The following is a 15,889-nucleotide window of genomic DNA, read 5'->3' as shown; positions in this document are numbered from 1 at the left end:
AACTATGTCTACATATGGGGTCTACTCGCGCTCCATTTGCGCCTGCCACCCAACCGACAGGAGGTTATTTCCCGGATGGCCAAGACCGATGCGCGCCAACGCGGCGCCGACCAAGGAGTTCTCGCCCTGCAGCCTGCCTCGCAGGACATCTGGGACAGCAAGTACCGCCTGAAACACAAGAGCGGCAAACCCATCGACGGCAGCGTCGACGAGACCTGGCAGCGCGTCGCCCGCGCCCTGGCCGATGTCGAGGCCAACAAGGCACTGCGCGAGCACTGGTACGAGCGCTTCCTCTGGGCCCTGCGCAACGGCGCCATCCCGGCCGGGCGGATCATTTCCAACGCCGGTGCCCAGGGGCACAAGCCGGCTACCTCGACCATCAACTGCACGGTCTCGGGGATCATCCGCGACTCCATGGACGACATCCTGGAGAAGGTCCACGAGGCCGGGCTGACGCTCAAGGCCGGCTGCGGCATCGGCTACGAGTTCAGCACCCTGCGCCCCCGCGGCGCCTACGTCTCCGGCGCCGGCGCGCACACCAGCGGGCCGCTGTCGTTCATGGATATCTACGACAAGATGTGCTTCACCGTCAGCTCCGCCGGTGGGCGGCGCGGCGCGCAGATGGGCACCTTCGACGTCAGCCACCCGGACGTGCGCGAGTTCATCCGCGCCAAGCGTGAAGACGGCCGCCTGCGCCAGTTCAACCTCAGCCTGCTGATCACCGACGGCTTTATGAACGCTGTGGAGGACGACGAGGACTGGCCGCTGGTGTTCCCGATCCACCAGAAGGAGCGCGACGAAGTCGACCTGAAGAACGCCGAGGAAGTGGTCTGGCGCGACTGGCCGCTGCACGACGACTACCTGGTGGGCGACGACGGCCGCGTGGCCTGCAAGGTCTACGGGCGGGTCAAGGCGCGGCACCTGTGGGACATGATCATGGTGTCCACCTACGACTACGCCGAACCCGGTTTCATCCTCATCGACCGGGTCAACGAGATGAACAACAACTGGTGGTGCGAGGCGATCCGCGCCACCAACCCCTGCGGTGAGCAGCCGCTGCCGCCCTATGGCTCCTGCCTGCTGGGTTCGGTGAACCTGACCACCTTCGTGGTCGACGCCTTCGGCGACAACGCGCGCTTCGACTGGGAGCGCTACCGCGAAGTGGTCCGGGTGTTCACCCGCATGCTCGACAACGTCGTGGAGATCAACGGCCTGCCGCTGGAACAGCAGCGCGCGGAAATCCTCGGCAAGCGCCGCCACGGCATGGGCTTCCTCGGCCTGGGCTCGGCGCTGACCMTGCTCAAGCTGCGCTACGGCAGCCCGGAAGCCTGCGTGTTCACCGAGGAAGTGGCGCGCGAGATGGCACTGGTGGGCTGGGAAGTGGCGCTGGAGCTGTCCCGCGAGAAAGGTCCGGCACCGGCCCTGGTGAAGGAGTACGAAGTCACCGCCGAGATGCTGCGCAAGCGCCCGGAAATGAAGGCCGATGGTCTCAAGGTCGGCGACAAGGTGGCCGGCCGCGTGCTGCACGCCAAGTATTCGCGCTACATGCAGCGCGTCGCCGAGCATGCGCCGCAGCTGATCGAGGAACTGGCCGAGCACGGTGCGCGCTTCACCCACCACAGCTCTATCGCGCCCACCGGCACCATCAGCCTGAGCCTGGCCAACAATGCCTCCAACGGCATCGAGCCGAGCTTCGCCCACCACTATTCGCGCAACCTGATCCGCCCTGGACGCAAGACCAAGGAAAAGATCTCGGTGTTCAGCTACGAGCTGCTGGCCTACCGCGACCAGGTGGACAACCACGCCGTGCCCGGCGCCGAGGAGGAGAAGCACCGCCTGCCGGACTACTTCATCACCGCCGACGACATCACCCCGCAGCAGCACGTGGACATCCAGGCCGCTGCGCAGAAGTGGATCGACTCGTCGATCTCCAAGACCGCCAACGTCCCCACCGACTACCCGTTCGAGGACTTCAAGGACATCTACCGCTATGCGTGGCGCCAGGGCCTGAAGGGTTGCACCACCTTCCGCTTCAACCCGGCGGCCTTCCAGGGCGTGCTGGTGAAGGAGTCTGACCTGGAGAAGACGCTGTACCGCTTCGAGCTGGAAGACGGCAGCGTGGTGGAACTCAAGGGCAACGAGGAAGTGGAGTACGACGGCGAGATCCATACCGCCGCCAACCTCTTCGATGCCCTGAAAGAAGGCTATTACGGCAAGTACTGATACCCCTGGAGAAAGCTATGAGCGTCAAGATCAATCAGAAGATCAAAGGTTTCCAGGTGGTGGACGTGGCCGCGGAAAAGGCCCGCCTGGAAGCCGCCGCGGAAGCTGCCGTGGTGAAGATGGATGAAACCCTGCAGCGGCCGGAGCTGCTGGTCGGCGCGACCTACAAGATCAAGTCGCCGCTGTTCGAGCATGCGCTGTACGTGACCATCAACGACGTGGTGCTCAACCCGGACACCCCGTACGAGCAGCGCCGGCCCTTCGAGATCTTCATCAATTCGAAGAACATGGACCACTTCCAGTGGATCGTCGCGCTCACCCGGATCATGTCCGCGGTGTTCCGCAAGGGCGGCGACTGCACCTTCCTGGTGGAAGAGATGAAGGCGGTGTTCGATCCGCGTGGCGGCTACCTGAAGCGTGGCGGCATCTATATGCCGTCGATCGTCGCCGAAATCGGCGCGGTGATCGAACGCCACATGGTCGCCATCGGCCTGATGGAAGGCCCGCAACTCGACGAGGAACAGCGCCTCTACCTCGCCGAGAAACGCGCCGCCTACGAAGCCGCCCAGGGCACCAACAAGGCCGAACCCGGCGAAGGCTTCCCCGCCGGCGCCCAGCTGTGCGGCAAGTGCAACACCATGGCGGTGGTGCAGATGGACGGCTGCGCGACCTGCCTGAACTGCGGGCATTCGAAATGTGGGTGAGCCGGAATCTTTGCGACGCATGCGTCGCCCGGCGAACGACCGGCCATGGATGGCCAGGCCGGGGCTGACCTTGAGCAGAGGAGTCGCGGCAGGGATGCCGGCTCCTTGTTAGATATTCACTCCCGCATACGAGACCCAGCGCGCAGCGAGATTGGAGTGCAGGATTGAAGAGGGCAGTGCCATTTGCACCAAAGTGCAATCACTGCCTGCCTTCTCCTCATTAATTTGCACTTAAATGCAAATTAATGACCTGCTGTTTCAAGGTTTTTGCACTATATTGCAACTATAGCTCCAAGCGACTAGGCTCAATTGCATCAAAGTGCAAATCCGGTCGCTTTGCCCATGCCGCAAACACTCACCCTCCAGTGCTACGTGAACGGCTCCTGGCAGGATGCTTTCACCCTGACCTTCCAGGACCCGCTGAATCCCGGCGAAACCCGCTGCACCTCGGGCTATCTGACCGACTATGTGGTCAACCACATCGATGATCTGGATTCCCCTTACGAGCAGTCGGTCAGCATCTGCCAGCGCCTGGGCTTGAATGTCGGTTACAGCCGCGGCTACCCCGCCTTCATCCATGACGTGATGCCTGCCGGTGCGGCCTTCCGCTCGCTGAAGAAGCGCTTTGCCGCAGGCAAGCCGGATGACGTCAGTCTGGAGCTTTACCTTCTGCAGCGCTGCACGCCGTCGCCGGTCGGCCACCTGCGGATCAAGGAGTCGCTCGCCTATCTGCAGGACGGAAAGGTGGTGGGCTTCGACCGGCGCGAAGTCGTGCAGCGCAACAGCGACTTCCTCGAATATGCCTACGAGCAGGGCGCGGCCATAGGAGGTGCGACCGGTGCCGGCGGCGAGGCGCCCAAGCTGCTGCTGGTGGAGGCTGACGATGGACGGATGTACGCCGATGCCATCCTCCCGGATGCGCGGGTGCGCCAGCACTGGTTCGTGAAGTTCGCCAGAAACAGGGCCGCCCAGCGCGACAAGGACATCCTCCGCAGCGAGTTCCACTTCTACCAGGCGGTCAGCGCGCTGGGGATGAATACGATCTCGACGCAGGGCATGGCCCTCGAAGATGACGGCGAGCACAACCCCAGCCTGTGGATGCCCCGCTTTGACCGGCAAATCACGGGGCAGGGCATCGAGCGGCACGCCGTCGAATCGATCTATTCGATCTGCGGCAATACCGAGCCCGGCTCGTTCATGCGCCACGAGGATGTCCTGCACAGGCTGCTTGCGCTCTGGCGTGAGGCAGGGCAGGCCGAGGAACTCTTCGACCTGCGCGTCGAATATGTCACCCGCGATCTGCTGAATCGGGTGCTCGGCAACTCCGACAACCACGGTCGCAACATGGCGATCCTGCGTGATGGCGGGCAGCTTCGCCTGGCGCCCATCTACGACCTGGCGCCGATGGTGCTCGATCCCGAGGGCGTTACCCGGGTGACCAAATGGGCGCATGAGGAGCGCGGTGCCCCCGATTGGCGGGCTGCCTGTCATACCCATGCGGACCGCGCCACGGGTGATGAAGTCTTCGATGCGCTGCGCCTTGCTGCCGAGCGGTTCCGAGCTCTGCCGGACCTGCTGGCTGGTCTGCCGGACGAGGTTCACCGCTCGAAGAGCCTGCCGCTCAACGACCTCGACGCGCGATTGAAAGAGTGGGGCCTGCTATGAAGAACCTGACGTTGGAGGAGCGTGACCAGTTGATTCGCTCCATCGGTGCGGCGGTGGCCGATGGCAGCCTCGATCTGGGTGGCGCGGTGAAGCGGCTGCGCCTGGAGGTTACCGGGCTGAAGCAGGCGACCTTTGCGCGTATGTGCAAGATCTCCATGCGTGCGCTCAACCACCTTGAACACGGCGATGGCAACCCGACGCTGGCGACCCTGGAGGCTGTCTTCAAGCCATTCGGCCTGCGGATCGGCCTGGTGAGGATCGAACCCATCGACCTGCGCAGCGTCGTGACCAAGACCGAGCTGGATGACTTCGGTTTCGATTACCCCGACGCCAGGACTTGAGCTCTGGCGGGTTGATGCGACGCCGAGGCGCGTCCTTACAACGCAAACGGCAAATGAATCCCCACCGTCTGCCGCTGCGCCAGCCGGCGCTCGAACTCGCTCGGGTCGTGGATCAGCACGTCCTGCCCGGCAAACGCTTCGGCGGCGATCAGTCGTGACAGCCAGAAGCGCACGCAAGCCACCCTCAGCATCTGCGGCCAGAGCTCGGCTTCCAGCGCGGTGAACGGCCGCTTGGCCGCATAGGCCGCCAGCAGGGCGCGGGCGCGCGGGGCGTCGAGGGCGCCGTCGTCGGTCGAGCACCAGTCGTTCACGGTGATTGCCAGGTCATAGAGCATCCAGCCGGAGCTGGCGTTGTAGAAGTCGATCACTCCCGCCAGGTGCGGGCCGTCGAACAGCACGTTGTCGCGGAACAGGTCGGCGTGCAGGTTGGCGCGTGGCAGTGCCGGCTGATCCGCGAGCAGGCGGGAGATCTCTTTCAGTGCGTTGCCCAGCAGAGGCGCGGCGCCGCCCGAGAGGTGCGACTGCATCTTCTCGCCCTCCTGCAGCATCCAGCCCAGGCCACGGTCGCTGGGGCGCTCGATGATCCGCTCGCGGGTCGCCAGGTGCAGGCGTGCCAGCAGGTTGCCGACTTCCTGGCAGTGATGGTTGTTCGGCGAGCGCTCATGACGGCCGGCCAGACGCGGTTGCAGCAGCGCCGGCTTGCCTTCGAGCTGGCGCAGCGCCTCGCCGTCCCTGGTGCGCAGGGCGTAGGGCACCGGCAGGTCGGCTTCGTGCAGCACGTCGAGCAGTTCGATGAAGAACGGCATCTCCTGCACCGGGCCGCGCTCGACCAGGGTCAGGACGAATTCGCCCCGCTCCAGGCTGACGAAGAAGTTGCTGTTCTCCGAGCCTTCGGCGATACCGCGAAAATCCCGCAGGCGGCCGAGGCCGTAGGGGGCGAGGAAGTCTTCCAGGACCGGACGTTCCAGAGGTGTGAATACCGACATGCTCAATCCTCTGGAGCGTCGTGGCGGGGAGGGTTTACCAGCTGAAGATCTGCCACTGCGGAATCAGCTTGTCGGGCTGGTCCGAGCGGATGAAGTTGCCGTCGCTGCCGTCCTGGCGCACCAGGAAGTACGGCTTGCCGTGCTTGGGCACGACCTTGATGGCGTAGAGGAAGCCGTTCACGCGGTATTCCTGGATGGTCTTGTCGCCTTCCTGGCGGATGGTCACATCCGGTTCCGGCGTCGGGGCATCGTCCGCCGCCAACACGGTGGTCGCACCAAAGCCCAGCAGAGCGGCGAGCAACAGGCGGTTCAACGTACGCATGATAACCTTGTCCCTTTGTCGAATTGGCTACGGACATTTTAGCCCGAGCCCTTCTGAAAAGGTTGATTCCCCTCATGAGCCAAGCACCCCTCGTCCTCGTGGACGGCTCGTCCTACCTGTATCGCGCCTTCCATGCCCTGCCGCCGCTGATGACCTCCTCCGGCATGCCCACGGGAGCGGTGAAGGGCGTGCTGAATATGCTCAAGAGCCTGCGCAAGCAGTACCCGGACAGCCCCTTCGCAGTGGTCTTCGATGCCAAGGGCGGGACCTTCCGCGACGAGATGTTCGCCGAGTACAAGGCCAACCGCCCCTCGATGCCGGACGACCTGCGGGTGCAGGTGGAACCGCTGCACGCCACGGTGCGCGCCCTCGGCCTGCCACTGCTGTGCGTGGAAGGCGTGGAAGCGGACGACGTGATCGGCACCCTGGCCCGACAGAGCGCGGCCGGGGGCCGGGCGGTGGTGATCTCCACCGGCGACAAGGACATGGCACAGCTGGTCGACGGGCACATTACGCTGGTCAACACGATGACCGGTAGCGTGCTCGACGTGGATGGCGTGAAAGAGAAATTCGGCGTCGGTCCTGAACTCATCATCGATTACCTGGCGCTGATGGGCGACAAGGTCGACAACATTCCCGGCGTGCCCGGTGTCGGCGAGAAGACCGCCCTCGGCCTGCTCACCGGCGTCGGTGGCGGCCTGGATGTGCTCTACGCCAGCCTGAACAAGGTGCCCGAGCTGCCGATCCGCGGCGCCAAGGGCCTGCCGGCCAAGCTCGAAGAGCACAAGGACATGGCCTACCTGTCCTACCAGCTCGCCACCATCAAGTGCGACGTCGAACTGAACGTCGAGATCGACGCCCTGCACCCCGGCGAGCCGGACCGCGAGGCGCTGACCGAGCTGTATCGCACCCTGGAATTCAAGACCGGGCTGGATGACCTGCAGCGCCAGGCGGCCAAGAACGGCAGCCCGCAGCTGGCGCTGGAAGAGGCCCCGCCTGCCGCCGAGGCTGAGAAGCTCTACGACATCGTCCTGGAACAAGCGCAGTTCGACGCCTGGCTGAAGAAGCTGGAAGCTGCCGACCTGATTGCCTTCGACACCGAGACCACCAGTCTCGATCCGCAGCAGGCCCAGGTAGTGGGCGTGTCCTTCGCAGTAAAAGAAGGCGAAGCCGCCTATGTGCCGCTGGCCCACAGTTATATGGGCGTGCCCGCGCAGCTGGACCTCGATGCCGTGCTCAAGGCCCTCAAGCCGCTGCTGGAGGACCCGAAGAAGCGCAAGGTCGGCCAGCACGCCAAGTACGACATGAACGTCCTGGCCAACGCCTCGACGCCCATCGCCGTGCAGGGCATCGCCTACGACACCATGCTCGAATCCTACGTGCTGGACTCCACAGCGACCCGCCACGACATGGACAGCCTGGCGCTCAAGTACCTGGGCCACAGCACCATCCGTTTCGAGGACATTGCCGGCAAGGGCGCCAAGCAGCTGACCTTCGACCAGATCGCCCTGGAACAAGCCGGCCCTTACGCCGCCGAAGACGCCGACGTGACTCTGCGTCTGCACCAGACCCTGTGGCAGAAGCTGGAGGCGATCCCGTCGCTGGCCAAGGTCCTCACCGAAATCGAGATGCCGCTGGTGCCGGTGCTGGCGCGCATCGAGCGCAACGGCGCGCTGGTCGATGCCAATCTGCTGGGCAAGCAGAGCGTCGAGCTGGGCGAGAAAATGGTCGAGCTGCAGCGCCAGGCCTATGACCTGGCGGGCGAGGAGTTCAACCTCGGCTCGCCCAAACAGCTGGGCGCCATCCTTTATGAAAAGCTCGGCCTGCCGGTGCTGTCGAAGACCGCCACCGGCCAGCCGTCCACCGCCGAGGCCGTCCTCGCCGAGCTGGCCGAGCAGGATTACGAGCTGCCGAAGGTGATCATGCAGTACCGCTCCATGAGCAAGCTCAAGAGCACCTACACCGACAAGCTGCCGGAGCAGATCAACCCGCGAACCGGGCGCATCCACACCAGCTACCACCAGGCGGTGGCGGCGACCGGCCGGCTGTCCTCCAGCGACCCGAACCTGCAGAACATCCCGATCCGCACTGCCGAGGGCCGGCGCATCCGCCAGGCCTTCGTCGCACCCAAGGGCTACCAGCTGCTGGCGGCGGACTACTCGCAGATCGAACTGCGCATCATGGCCCACCTGGCCAAGGACGAAGGTCTGCTGGATGCCTTCCGCCACGACCGCGACGTGCACCGTGCCACCGCCGCCGAGGTGTTCGGCGTGCCGCTGGATGACGTGACGTCCGATCAGCGCCGCAGCGCCAAGGCGATCAACTTCGGCCTGATCTACGGCATGAGCGCCTTCGGCCTGGCCAAGCAGATCGGCGTCGAGCGCAAGGAGGCCCAGGCCTACATCGACCGCTACTTCACCCGCTATCCGGGCGTGCTGGCGTACATGGAGCGCACCCGCACCCAGGCCGCCGAGCAGGGCTTCGTCGAGACCCTGTTCGGGCGTCGCCTGTACCTGCCGGAGATCGCTTCGAAGAACGGCGCCATGCGCAAGGCCGCCGAGCGCACGGCGATCAACGCACCGATGCAGGGCACCGCCGCGGACATTATGAAGCGCGCCATGGTGGCTGTGGATAACTGGCTGCAGGAGAGCGGCATCGACGCCCGCGTCATCCTCCAGGTACACGACGAACTGGTGCTGGAAGTGCGCGAGGACCTGGTCGATCAGGTCAGCGAGGCCATTCGGCCACTGATGAGCGGGGCGGCGCAGCTGGACGTACCGCTGGTCGTCGAAGCCGGGGTGGGCGCCAACTGGGACGAGGCCCACTGATCGACTTGACGAACGGTCACAAGGCCCGCCAGCCGGGCCTTCTGGCACGATTGTTCAGGCACTTTCGGGGCCGCCTGAAAAAATCTTTTGTGACCCGCTGAACTTCACCTCGGGAGCCGAGTCAGAACTCGTGAATGGCTGGTGAAGCCCTTCGATGCTCCTTTGCAGTGTTTAGTGTTGGCAGATTACTGGACCCCGCCCTAGCGGTCCGGACTTAAACCCCGAACTTCCCCCTCCCCATACGAAGCTCGGGGTTTTTTTTGCCTGCGATTTGGCCTCAGGCCTCCTCGCCGGCCTCATCTTCTTCCTCGTCCAGCAGACCCAGCCAGCCGGCCAGGACCAGTTGCGCCTCTTCCACGCCCTGGCGCTTGGGCGCCGAGAACAGCTGCAGGGTGGCGACATCGCCCCAGCCGTCGAGGATTTCCTTGCGGGTCTTGAGCAGCGCATTCTTCGCCGCGCCGTAGGCCAGCTTGTCGGCCTTGGTCAGCAGCACGTGGATCGGCAGCTGGCTGGCCTGCGCCCAGTCGAGCATCAGGCGGTCGAAATCGGTCAGCGGATGGCGGATATCCATCATCAGCACTACGCCGGCTAGCGCATTGCGGCTACTCAGATAAGCTTCCAGGTGCTGCTGCCAGTGCAGCTTCAGCGGAATCGGCACCTTGGCGTAGCCGTAGCCGGGCAGGTCGACCAGGCGGCGTTCGTCATCCAGGCGGAAGAAGTTCAGCAACTGGGTGCGACCGGGGGTCTTGGAAGTCCGCGCCAGGTTCGCGTGGGTCAGCGCATTCAGCGCGCTGGACTTGCCCGCGTTGGAGCGGCCGGCGAAGGCGACTTCCAGGCCGGAGTCTTCCGGGCACTGGTTCACCTTGGCGGCGGAAATGAGGAAAGTGGCCTGTTGGCAGAGGCCGAGAATCGGGTTTTTCGTAGCGTTATTCGAGGACATGGGTAACTTCGCGGCGGGTGCGACGCGGTGTCGCGGGGGGCGGTTTCGTTTCCGTTTGGGCATCTGAAGTATATAATGCCGCGGATTTTGTGTGCGCTTTATCCCCCAGGGTCGAGCCACACGGGAACGTTGGAGTCCGCGCAAATAAGAACGCGGATGTTCCCTGCGATGAGGATAATCATGAAGAAACTGCTGTTCGCAGCCATCGTTGCCGCGCTGGCATCCAGCGCCCTGGCGGCCCAGGATCCGGAAGCCGTTTTCAACAGAGCCTGTGGCGCCTGCCACAATGGTCAGTTGCCAATGGCGCCGAAGAAGGGCGACGCCACCGCTTGGAAGCCACGCCTGGACAAGGGCATGGACACGCTGGTGCAACATGTGACCAACGGTTTCAACGCGATGCCGCCTCGCGGCCTGTGCACCGACTGCAGCGCCGAGGATTACCAGACAATTATCCAGTGGATGTCGAAGTAACTTCTCAGGCCTTACTCTTTCACCCTTAGCCGTTATTGGATTAGCTGATGAACAAATTGATCGTGAGTCTGCTGTTGACCCTGGGTCTTGTCGGTGTGGCGAACGCCGCGGGCGATGCCAAGGCCGGTCAGGCGAAAGCTGCTGTCTGTGGTGCCTGCCATGGCGCCGATGGCAACAGCATGGCGCCCAACTTCCCGAAACTGGCCGGGCAGGGTGAGCGTTACCTGCTCAAGCAGATGCACGACATCAAGGACGGCAAGCGTACCGTGCTGGAAATGACCGGCCTGCTGACCAACCTCAGCGACGAAGACCTGGCCGACATCGCCGCCTACTTCTCCAGCCAGAACGGCAGCATCGGCGCCGCCGATCCCAAGCTGGTCGCCCAGGGCGAAGCCCTGTTCCGCGGCGGCAAGCTCACCGAAGGCATGCCGGCCTGCACCGGTTGCCACAACCCCAGCGGTCTGGGCAACGCCGAAGCCGGCTTCCCGCACCTGGGTGGCCAGCACGCGGCCTACACCGCCAAGCAGCTGACCGCTTTCCGTGAAGGCGAGCGCACCAACGACGGCGACGCGATGATCATGCGCAGCATCGCCGCCAAGCTGTCCAACAAGGACATCGCTGCGATCTCCAGCTACATCGAAGGCCTGCACTAAGCAATCTCGCGTGCAGCACGGACCGCAAGCCGGTTCGAAAAAAAGGGTGGCCTCGGCCACCCTTTTTTGCATCCGGCACCACTACAATGCTGGAACCGTGTCTGGCCCCTCCGGTCAAACCGCTTCATCCCGCCGCGCCGCAGCGTGGCGGTTCCGCTCAGCCAAGGAGTGAACCATGCGTAACCTGATTTTCACCGCCGCGCTTGCCTTCGCCGGCCTGTTCGCCGTCAACGCGAACGCAGCCGATTTCGAAGCGGGCAAGAACTACACCGAGCTGAGCCAGGCCGTCCCGGTCTCGCAGCCCGGCAAGATCGAGGTGGTGGAGCTGTTCTGGTACGGTTGCCCGCACTGCTATGCCTTCGAACCGACCATCAACCCGTGGGTCGAGAAGCTGCCGGCCGACGTGCACTTCGTGCGTATCCCGGCCATGTTCGGCGGCCTGTGGAACATCCACGGTCAACTGTTCCTGACCCTGGAATCCATGGGTGTGGAGAAGAAGGTCCACCACGCGATCTTCGAGAAGCTGCACAACAACCCGAAGGGCCTGACCACTCCGGAAGAAATGGCTGACTTCGTCGCCGAACAGGGCGTCGACAAGGACAAGTTCCTCAGCACCTACAACTCCTTCGCCATCAAGGGCCAGGCCGAAAAGGCCAAGAAACTGGCGATGGCCTACCAGATCAGCGGCGTGCCGACCATGGTGGTCAATGGCAAGTACCGCTTCGACATCGGTTCGGCCGGCGGCCCGGACGAGGCGCTGCAGCTGGCCGACCAGCTGATCGCCAAGGAACGCGCCGACGCCAAGGCCGCCCAGTAAGGGCCGACGACGATGCTGCGCCGGCGCACTCGTGATCGTGTCGCAGGAGCCTGCTCTCCGCGGGTGAATGCGGCTCACGGCACGGCTGCCGGCCTGCCCGATGACGGCCGGCTGCGCCTGCTCAGCTTCAACATCCAGGTGGGCATCAGTACCGAAAGGTACCGTCACTACCTGACCCGTGGCTGGCAGCACCTGCTGCCGGCCGCCGGGCGCGCCAGCAACCTGCAGCGCATCGGCGAGTTGCTCCACGACTACGACGTGGTCGCCCTGCAGGAAGCCGACGGCGGCAGCATCCGCTCCGGCAATATCAACCAGGTCGAACACCTGGCCCAGCTCGGTGCCTTCCCCTACTGGTACCAGCAGCTCAACCGCAACCTCGGGCGTCTCGCCCAGCACAGCAACGGCCTGCTCAGCCGCCTGCAGCCCACCGCCCTGGAAGACCACCCGCTGCCCGGCCCGCCCGGACGCGGCGCGATCCTCATGCGCTTCGGCGAAGGCAAGGACGCGCTGGCGGTGGTGATGATGCACCTGGCCCTCGGCGCGCGGACCCGCACCCGCCAGCTCGCCTATATCCGCGAGCTGCTGCAGGACTACCGCCACCACGTGCTGATGGGCGACATGAACACCCATGCCACCGACCTGCTGGAAAGCTCGCCGCTGCGCGACCTCCAGCTCATCGCCCCGCAGGTCGAGGCCACCTTCCCCAGCTGGCGCCCGCAGCGCTGCCTGGACCACATCCTGCTCAGTTCCGAGCTGGCGCTGGAACGCGTCAGTGTCCTCCCGCACCCGATTTCCGACCACCTGCCGGTGGCCGTGGAAATCCGCCTGCCGGATGCCCTGCGTTCGTCCTCGTCGCTCGTCTTGCGCGGCGAGGCCCCTGAATGAGTCGCGACGACGACCAACGCTGGAAACAGAAATACCTCGACGGCCTCGAACAGCAGGAGAAGCTCGAACGCCGCTGGGATGCCCGCGTCGACCTGTTGCGCCGCGGCCTGGTGCGCAGCAGTCTGGCGGCCGAGGGCAGCGACAAGGCGGTGGACGCCTGCATGGCCGAGCTGCGCGAAGTGCTGCGCCGCGACGACATGGACGCCGGCCTGTCGCGCCTGATCCCGCAGCTGGAAAAGGCCGTGCTCGACTCAGAGCAGCGCCGCCAGCAGCGCGTCGAACAGAACATCGCCGCACTCAGCCAGCTGTCCCAGCAACTGCTGTCCCTGGACATGCCGGGTGACGTGCGCAAGCCGCTCAAGCGCCTGGCCAAGGACATCCCCAGCCGCGCCAGCACCTCCCGCGAACTACCCGTCCTGCTCAGCGAGCTGAGCCGCCTGCAGCGCCAGGTGATCGAGCATTTCGGCGAAGGGGCGACGGAGGCTCGGCCGGGTTTCCTCCAGCGCCTGTTTGGCGGCCGCGAGGGCGCGGCAGACACCACCGAAGTGACCGCAGAACCTGCCGAAGCGGTCGTGCAAGACACTGCTCCTGCTCAGGCGCCAGTGCTGGAGACGCCCGCCCGCGCGGAAGTCGAAACTGCTGCACCTGCACCTGCACCTGCTGCCGCTCCAGTGCTCGCCGAGGCCTATGTGGCTGAGAGCGCCGCTGAACCCTTAGCCGAGGTGCCCGCGGCCGTTGCCAAGCCTGTGGCAGAGGAAAGCGCAGCATCGCCCTCCATCGCCGCCCTGCAGCCCGTGGTGCTGGCCGATCCAGTTATCGAGCCGGTCATCCAGCCGGTTGCCGTCAGCGAAGTGGTCGAGGCCGAGCGGAGCAGCCAATCCGACGCCCGTCTGCTCGACAGCCTGCCGGTACCGCCGGGCCTGTTCGGCACCGCCGAGGAAGCCAGCCAGGCCACCGATCCCTATTCCCTGCCGCCGCGCCCTGAGCCGGGCTACAGCGCCGTGGCGCCGCACATCGAGGCCAGCCTGCTGCGCCTGCTGGACGAGATGCACCTGCCCGCAGCCCAGCAGATTCAGGCCGAGGCATTGCGCTCGCGTATCCACGGCAGCCTCAACTGGTACGAACTGGTGCCGGTGCTGGATGACCTGGGCATGCTCGTGCTGTCGCTCAACGACAGTGGCCAGCGCGAATTCGAAGGCTACCTGCACCAGCTCAACGACCGCCTGGGTGCGTTCCTCGACGGCTTGCAGGCGGTACAGGACAACCACTCCGGTTCCAGCTCCAGCGCCCGCGACCTGGACGACACCCTGCGCGAGCAGGTCAGCGGCCTGAAGGACAGCGTGCTGGAGGCCACCGACCTGGAAGGCCTCAAGCGCAACGTGGAATCGCGCCTGCAAGGGCTGGTCGGCACCATGGACCGCTTCCGCGAGGAGCGTGAAACCCGTGAGCGTGAAGTCGGCGAGCGCATCCAGTCGCTGGTGACCCGCGTCTCCAGCATGGAAGAGGAGGCGCGCACCTTCCAGGCGAACATCGAGGACCAGCGCCAGAAGGCCATGACCGATGCCCTGACCGGCCTGCCCAACCGTGCGGCCCTGACCGAGCGCCTGGAGCTGGAGGTCTCGCGCTGGCAGCGCTACGGCGGCGACCTGCTGCTGGCGGTACTGGATGTCGACCACTTCAAGCGGATCAACGACGACTTCGGCCACCTCGCCGGTGACAAGGTGCTGAAGATCATCGCCAACGAACTGGCCAAGCGCCTGCGCAAGACCGATTTCATCGCCCGCTACGGCGGCGAGGAGTTCGTCGTGCTGCTGCCGGCGACGCCGCTGGAAGGTGGCCAGCAACTGCTGGAAGTGCTGCGCGGGGCCATCGAGGCCTGCCCGTTCCACTTCAAGGGCGAGCGCCTGAGCATCACCTGCTCGGCCGGGTTGACCGCCTTCCGCAACGAAGAGAACAGCGACGTCGTCTTCGAGCGCGCGGACCAGGCGCTGTACCGCGCCAAGCGCAGCGGGCGCAATCGCATCGAAGTCGACTGACCCGACTCCCGTGGCGGACCTCGCGGTCTGCCTCGGCCAATCGCGGACAAAGTCCGCTCCTACGCAATGTACCGCCCTCGTGGGAGCGGACTTCGTCCGCGATGACCACCAACTACCGCAAACGTGAACCGGGCAGCTCCCTCGCTTCTACAAAAACTGCTTCCGTTCATTCCGGAAAATCTTGACGAACGAAAGAAGTTGGGTTTTGATTCGCACACTTATCTTTCGAATCGAAACTTAATCGTTCATGTCGAAACGCAACACCCCCCAACGCCGCCATGACATCCTGGCGCTGCTTGCCGAACAGGGCGAGGTCAGCGTGGACGATCTGGCGCGCCGCTTCGCCACCTCCGAGGTGACCATCCGCAAGGACCTGGCCGCCCTGGAAGGCAACGGCCTGCTGCTGCGCCGCTACGGTGGCGCGGTGCCGATGCCCCATGAGCTGATCGCCGAGCCGAGCCAACCGCTGTCGCGCTACAAGCAGGCCATCGGCCGTGCCGCCGCCGGCTGTATCCGCGAGCACGCGCGGATCATCATCGACAGCGGCAGCACCACTGCCGCGCTGATCCCGGAGCTGGGCCGCAAGCCCGGCCTGGTGGTGATGACCAACTCGCTGAGCGTGGCCAACGCCCTGCGCGAACTGGAGCGCGAACCGGTGCTGCTGATGACCGGCGGCACCTGGGACCCGCATTCGGAGTCGTTCCAGGGGCAGGTGGCCGAGCAGGTGCTGCGCTCCTACGATTTCGACCAGCTGTTCATCGGCGCCACCGGGCTGGACCTGGAGCGCGGCACCACCACCTTCAACGAACTGCTGGGCCTGAGCCGGGTCATGGCCGAGGTCGCCCGCGAGGTGATCGTCATGGCCGAGTCCGACAAGCTGGGCCGGCGCATTCCCAACCTGGAGCTGCCGTGGAGCAGCGTCCAGACCCTGATTACCGACGAACGCCTGAGCGACGAGGCGTTCGAACTGATCCAGGCACGCGGCGTGAAAGTTATCCGCGCCCGCTGCGAAGACTGA

At 65.0% G+C, this 15,889-nt stretch carries 14 protein-coding genes; 11 read left to right on the top strand and 3 right to left on the bottom strand.

Annotated features, from left to right (window positions below; all coding sequences use genetic code 11):
- The first annotated feature begins 75 nt into the window (after positions 1-75).
- The 4 genes from QO207_RS00980 (at position 76) to QO207_RS00965 (ending at position 4,933) form a co-directional block, all read left to right on the top strand.
- Positions 76-2,223, top strand: a complete 2,148-nt coding sequence (locus QO207_RS00980) for an adenosylcobalamin-dependent ribonucleoside-diphosphate reductase (RefSeq protein WP_301478903.1) — start codon at positions 76-78, stop codon at positions 2,221-2,223.
- A gap of 17 nt (positions 2,224-2,240) precedes the next feature.
- Positions 2,241-2,927, top strand: coding sequence for an NrdJb (locus tag QO207_RS00975; protein ID WP_301478902.1), 687 nt, complete (start codon positions 2,241-2,243; stop codon positions 2,925-2,927).
- A gap of 342 nt (positions 2,928-3,269) precedes the next feature.
- The gene (locus QO207_RS00970; protein WP_301478901.1) at positions 3,270-4,592 is read left to right on the top strand and encodes a HipA domain-containing protein; all 1,323 of its coding nucleotides are present in this window, start codon (positions 3,270-3,272) and stop codon (positions 4,590-4,592) included.
- Positions 4,589-4,933, top strand: a complete 345-nt coding sequence (locus tag QO207_RS00965; protein WP_301478900.1) for a helix-turn-helix transcriptional regulator — start codon at positions 4,589-4,591, stop codon at positions 4,931-4,933. Before QO207_RS00970 ends, QO207_RS00965 begins: the two co-directional genes overlap by 4 nt.
- Before the next feature lie 35 nt (positions 4,934-4,968).
- On the opposite strand, the gene QO207_RS00960 is transcribed toward QO207_RS00965, so the two are convergent.
- Both QO207_RS00960 and QO207_RS00955 read right to left on the bottom strand, forming a co-directional pair.
- Positions 4,969-5,919, bottom strand: coding sequence for a homoserine kinase (locus QO207_RS00960; protein WP_301478899.1), 951 nt, complete (start codon positions 5,917-5,919; stop codon positions 4,969-4,971).
- A 34-nt stretch (positions 5,920-5,953) separates the two neighbouring features.
- Entirely contained in the window at positions 5,954-6,241 is a 288-nt protein-coding gene (locus QO207_RS00955) for a DUF2782 domain-containing protein (protein WP_301478898.1), read from the bottom strand.
- Between the two features lie 74 nt (positions 6,242-6,315).
- Here QO207_RS00955 and polA point away from each other — a divergent pair, with 74 nt between their 5' ends.
- On the top strand, positions 6,316-9,069 hold the full coding sequence (gene polA, locus QO207_RS00950) for a DNA polymerase I (RefSeq protein WP_301478897.1): 2,754 nt from the start codon (positions 6,316-6,318) through the stop codon (positions 9,067-9,069).
- Positions 9,070-9,346: 277 nt separating this feature from the next.
- Here polA and yihA read toward each other — a convergent pair whose 3' ends face one another.
- A complete protein-coding gene (gene yihA / locus QO207_RS00945) occupies positions 9,347-10,009 on the bottom strand; it encodes a ribosome biogenesis GTP-binding protein YihA/YsxC (protein WP_301478896.1) in 663 nt (220 codons plus the stop codon).
- Positions 10,010-10,189: 180 nt separating this feature from the next.
- On the opposite strand from yihA, the gene QO207_RS00940 reads away from it, so the two are divergent.
- The 6 genes from QO207_RS00940 (at position 10,190) to QO207_RS00915 (ending at position 15,889) form a co-directional block, all read left to right on the top strand.
- The gene (locus QO207_RS00940) at positions 10,190-10,480 is read left to right on the top strand and encodes a cytochrome c5 family protein (RefSeq protein WP_024766806.1); all 291 of its coding nucleotides are present in this window, start codon (positions 10,190-10,192) and stop codon (positions 10,478-10,480) included.
- Between the two features lie 47 nt (positions 10,481-10,527).
- Complete coding sequence (locus tag QO207_RS00935) at positions 10,528-11,133, top strand: cytochrome c (protein ID WP_301478895.1); 606 nt, start codon at positions 10,528-10,530, stop codon at positions 11,131-11,133.
- A 175-nt stretch (positions 11,134-11,308) separates the two neighbouring features.
- Positions 11,309-11,950 carry a thiol:disulfide interchange protein DsbA/DsbL gene (locus QO207_RS00930; RefSeq protein WP_301478894.1) on the top strand — a complete coding sequence of 214 codons (642 nt, stop codon included), beginning with the start codon at positions 11,309-11,311 and terminating at the stop codon, positions 11,948-11,950.
- Between the two features lie 12 nt (positions 11,951-11,962).
- Positions 11,963-12,835, top strand: coding sequence for an endonuclease/exonuclease/phosphatase family protein (locus tag QO207_RS00925; RefSeq protein WP_301478893.1), 873 nt, complete (start codon positions 11,963-11,965; stop codon positions 12,833-12,835).
- The gene (locus QO207_RS00920; RefSeq protein WP_301478892.1) at positions 12,832-14,871 is read left to right on the top strand and encodes a GGDEF domain-containing protein; all 2,040 of its coding nucleotides are present in this window, start codon (positions 12,832-12,834) and stop codon (positions 14,869-14,871) included. The genes QO207_RS00925 and QO207_RS00920 overlap by 4 nt, the downstream gene beginning before the upstream one ends.
- A 247-nt stretch (positions 14,872-15,118) precedes the next feature.
- The gene (locus QO207_RS00915) at positions 15,119-15,889 is read left to right on the top strand and encodes a DeoR/GlpR family DNA-binding transcription regulator (RefSeq protein WP_301478891.1); all 771 of its coding nucleotides are present in this window, start codon (positions 15,119-15,121) and stop codon (positions 15,887-15,889) included.

Origin of the sequence: Pseudomonas sp. CAN1 (genome assembly GCF_030462585.1) — a bacterium.
Lineage (GTDB): Bacteria > Pseudomonadota > Gammaproteobacteria > Pseudomonadales > Pseudomonadaceae > Pseudomonas.
Note: the sequence above shows the minus strand (reverse complement) of the source record. Positions and strands in the feature narration are given on the sequence as shown.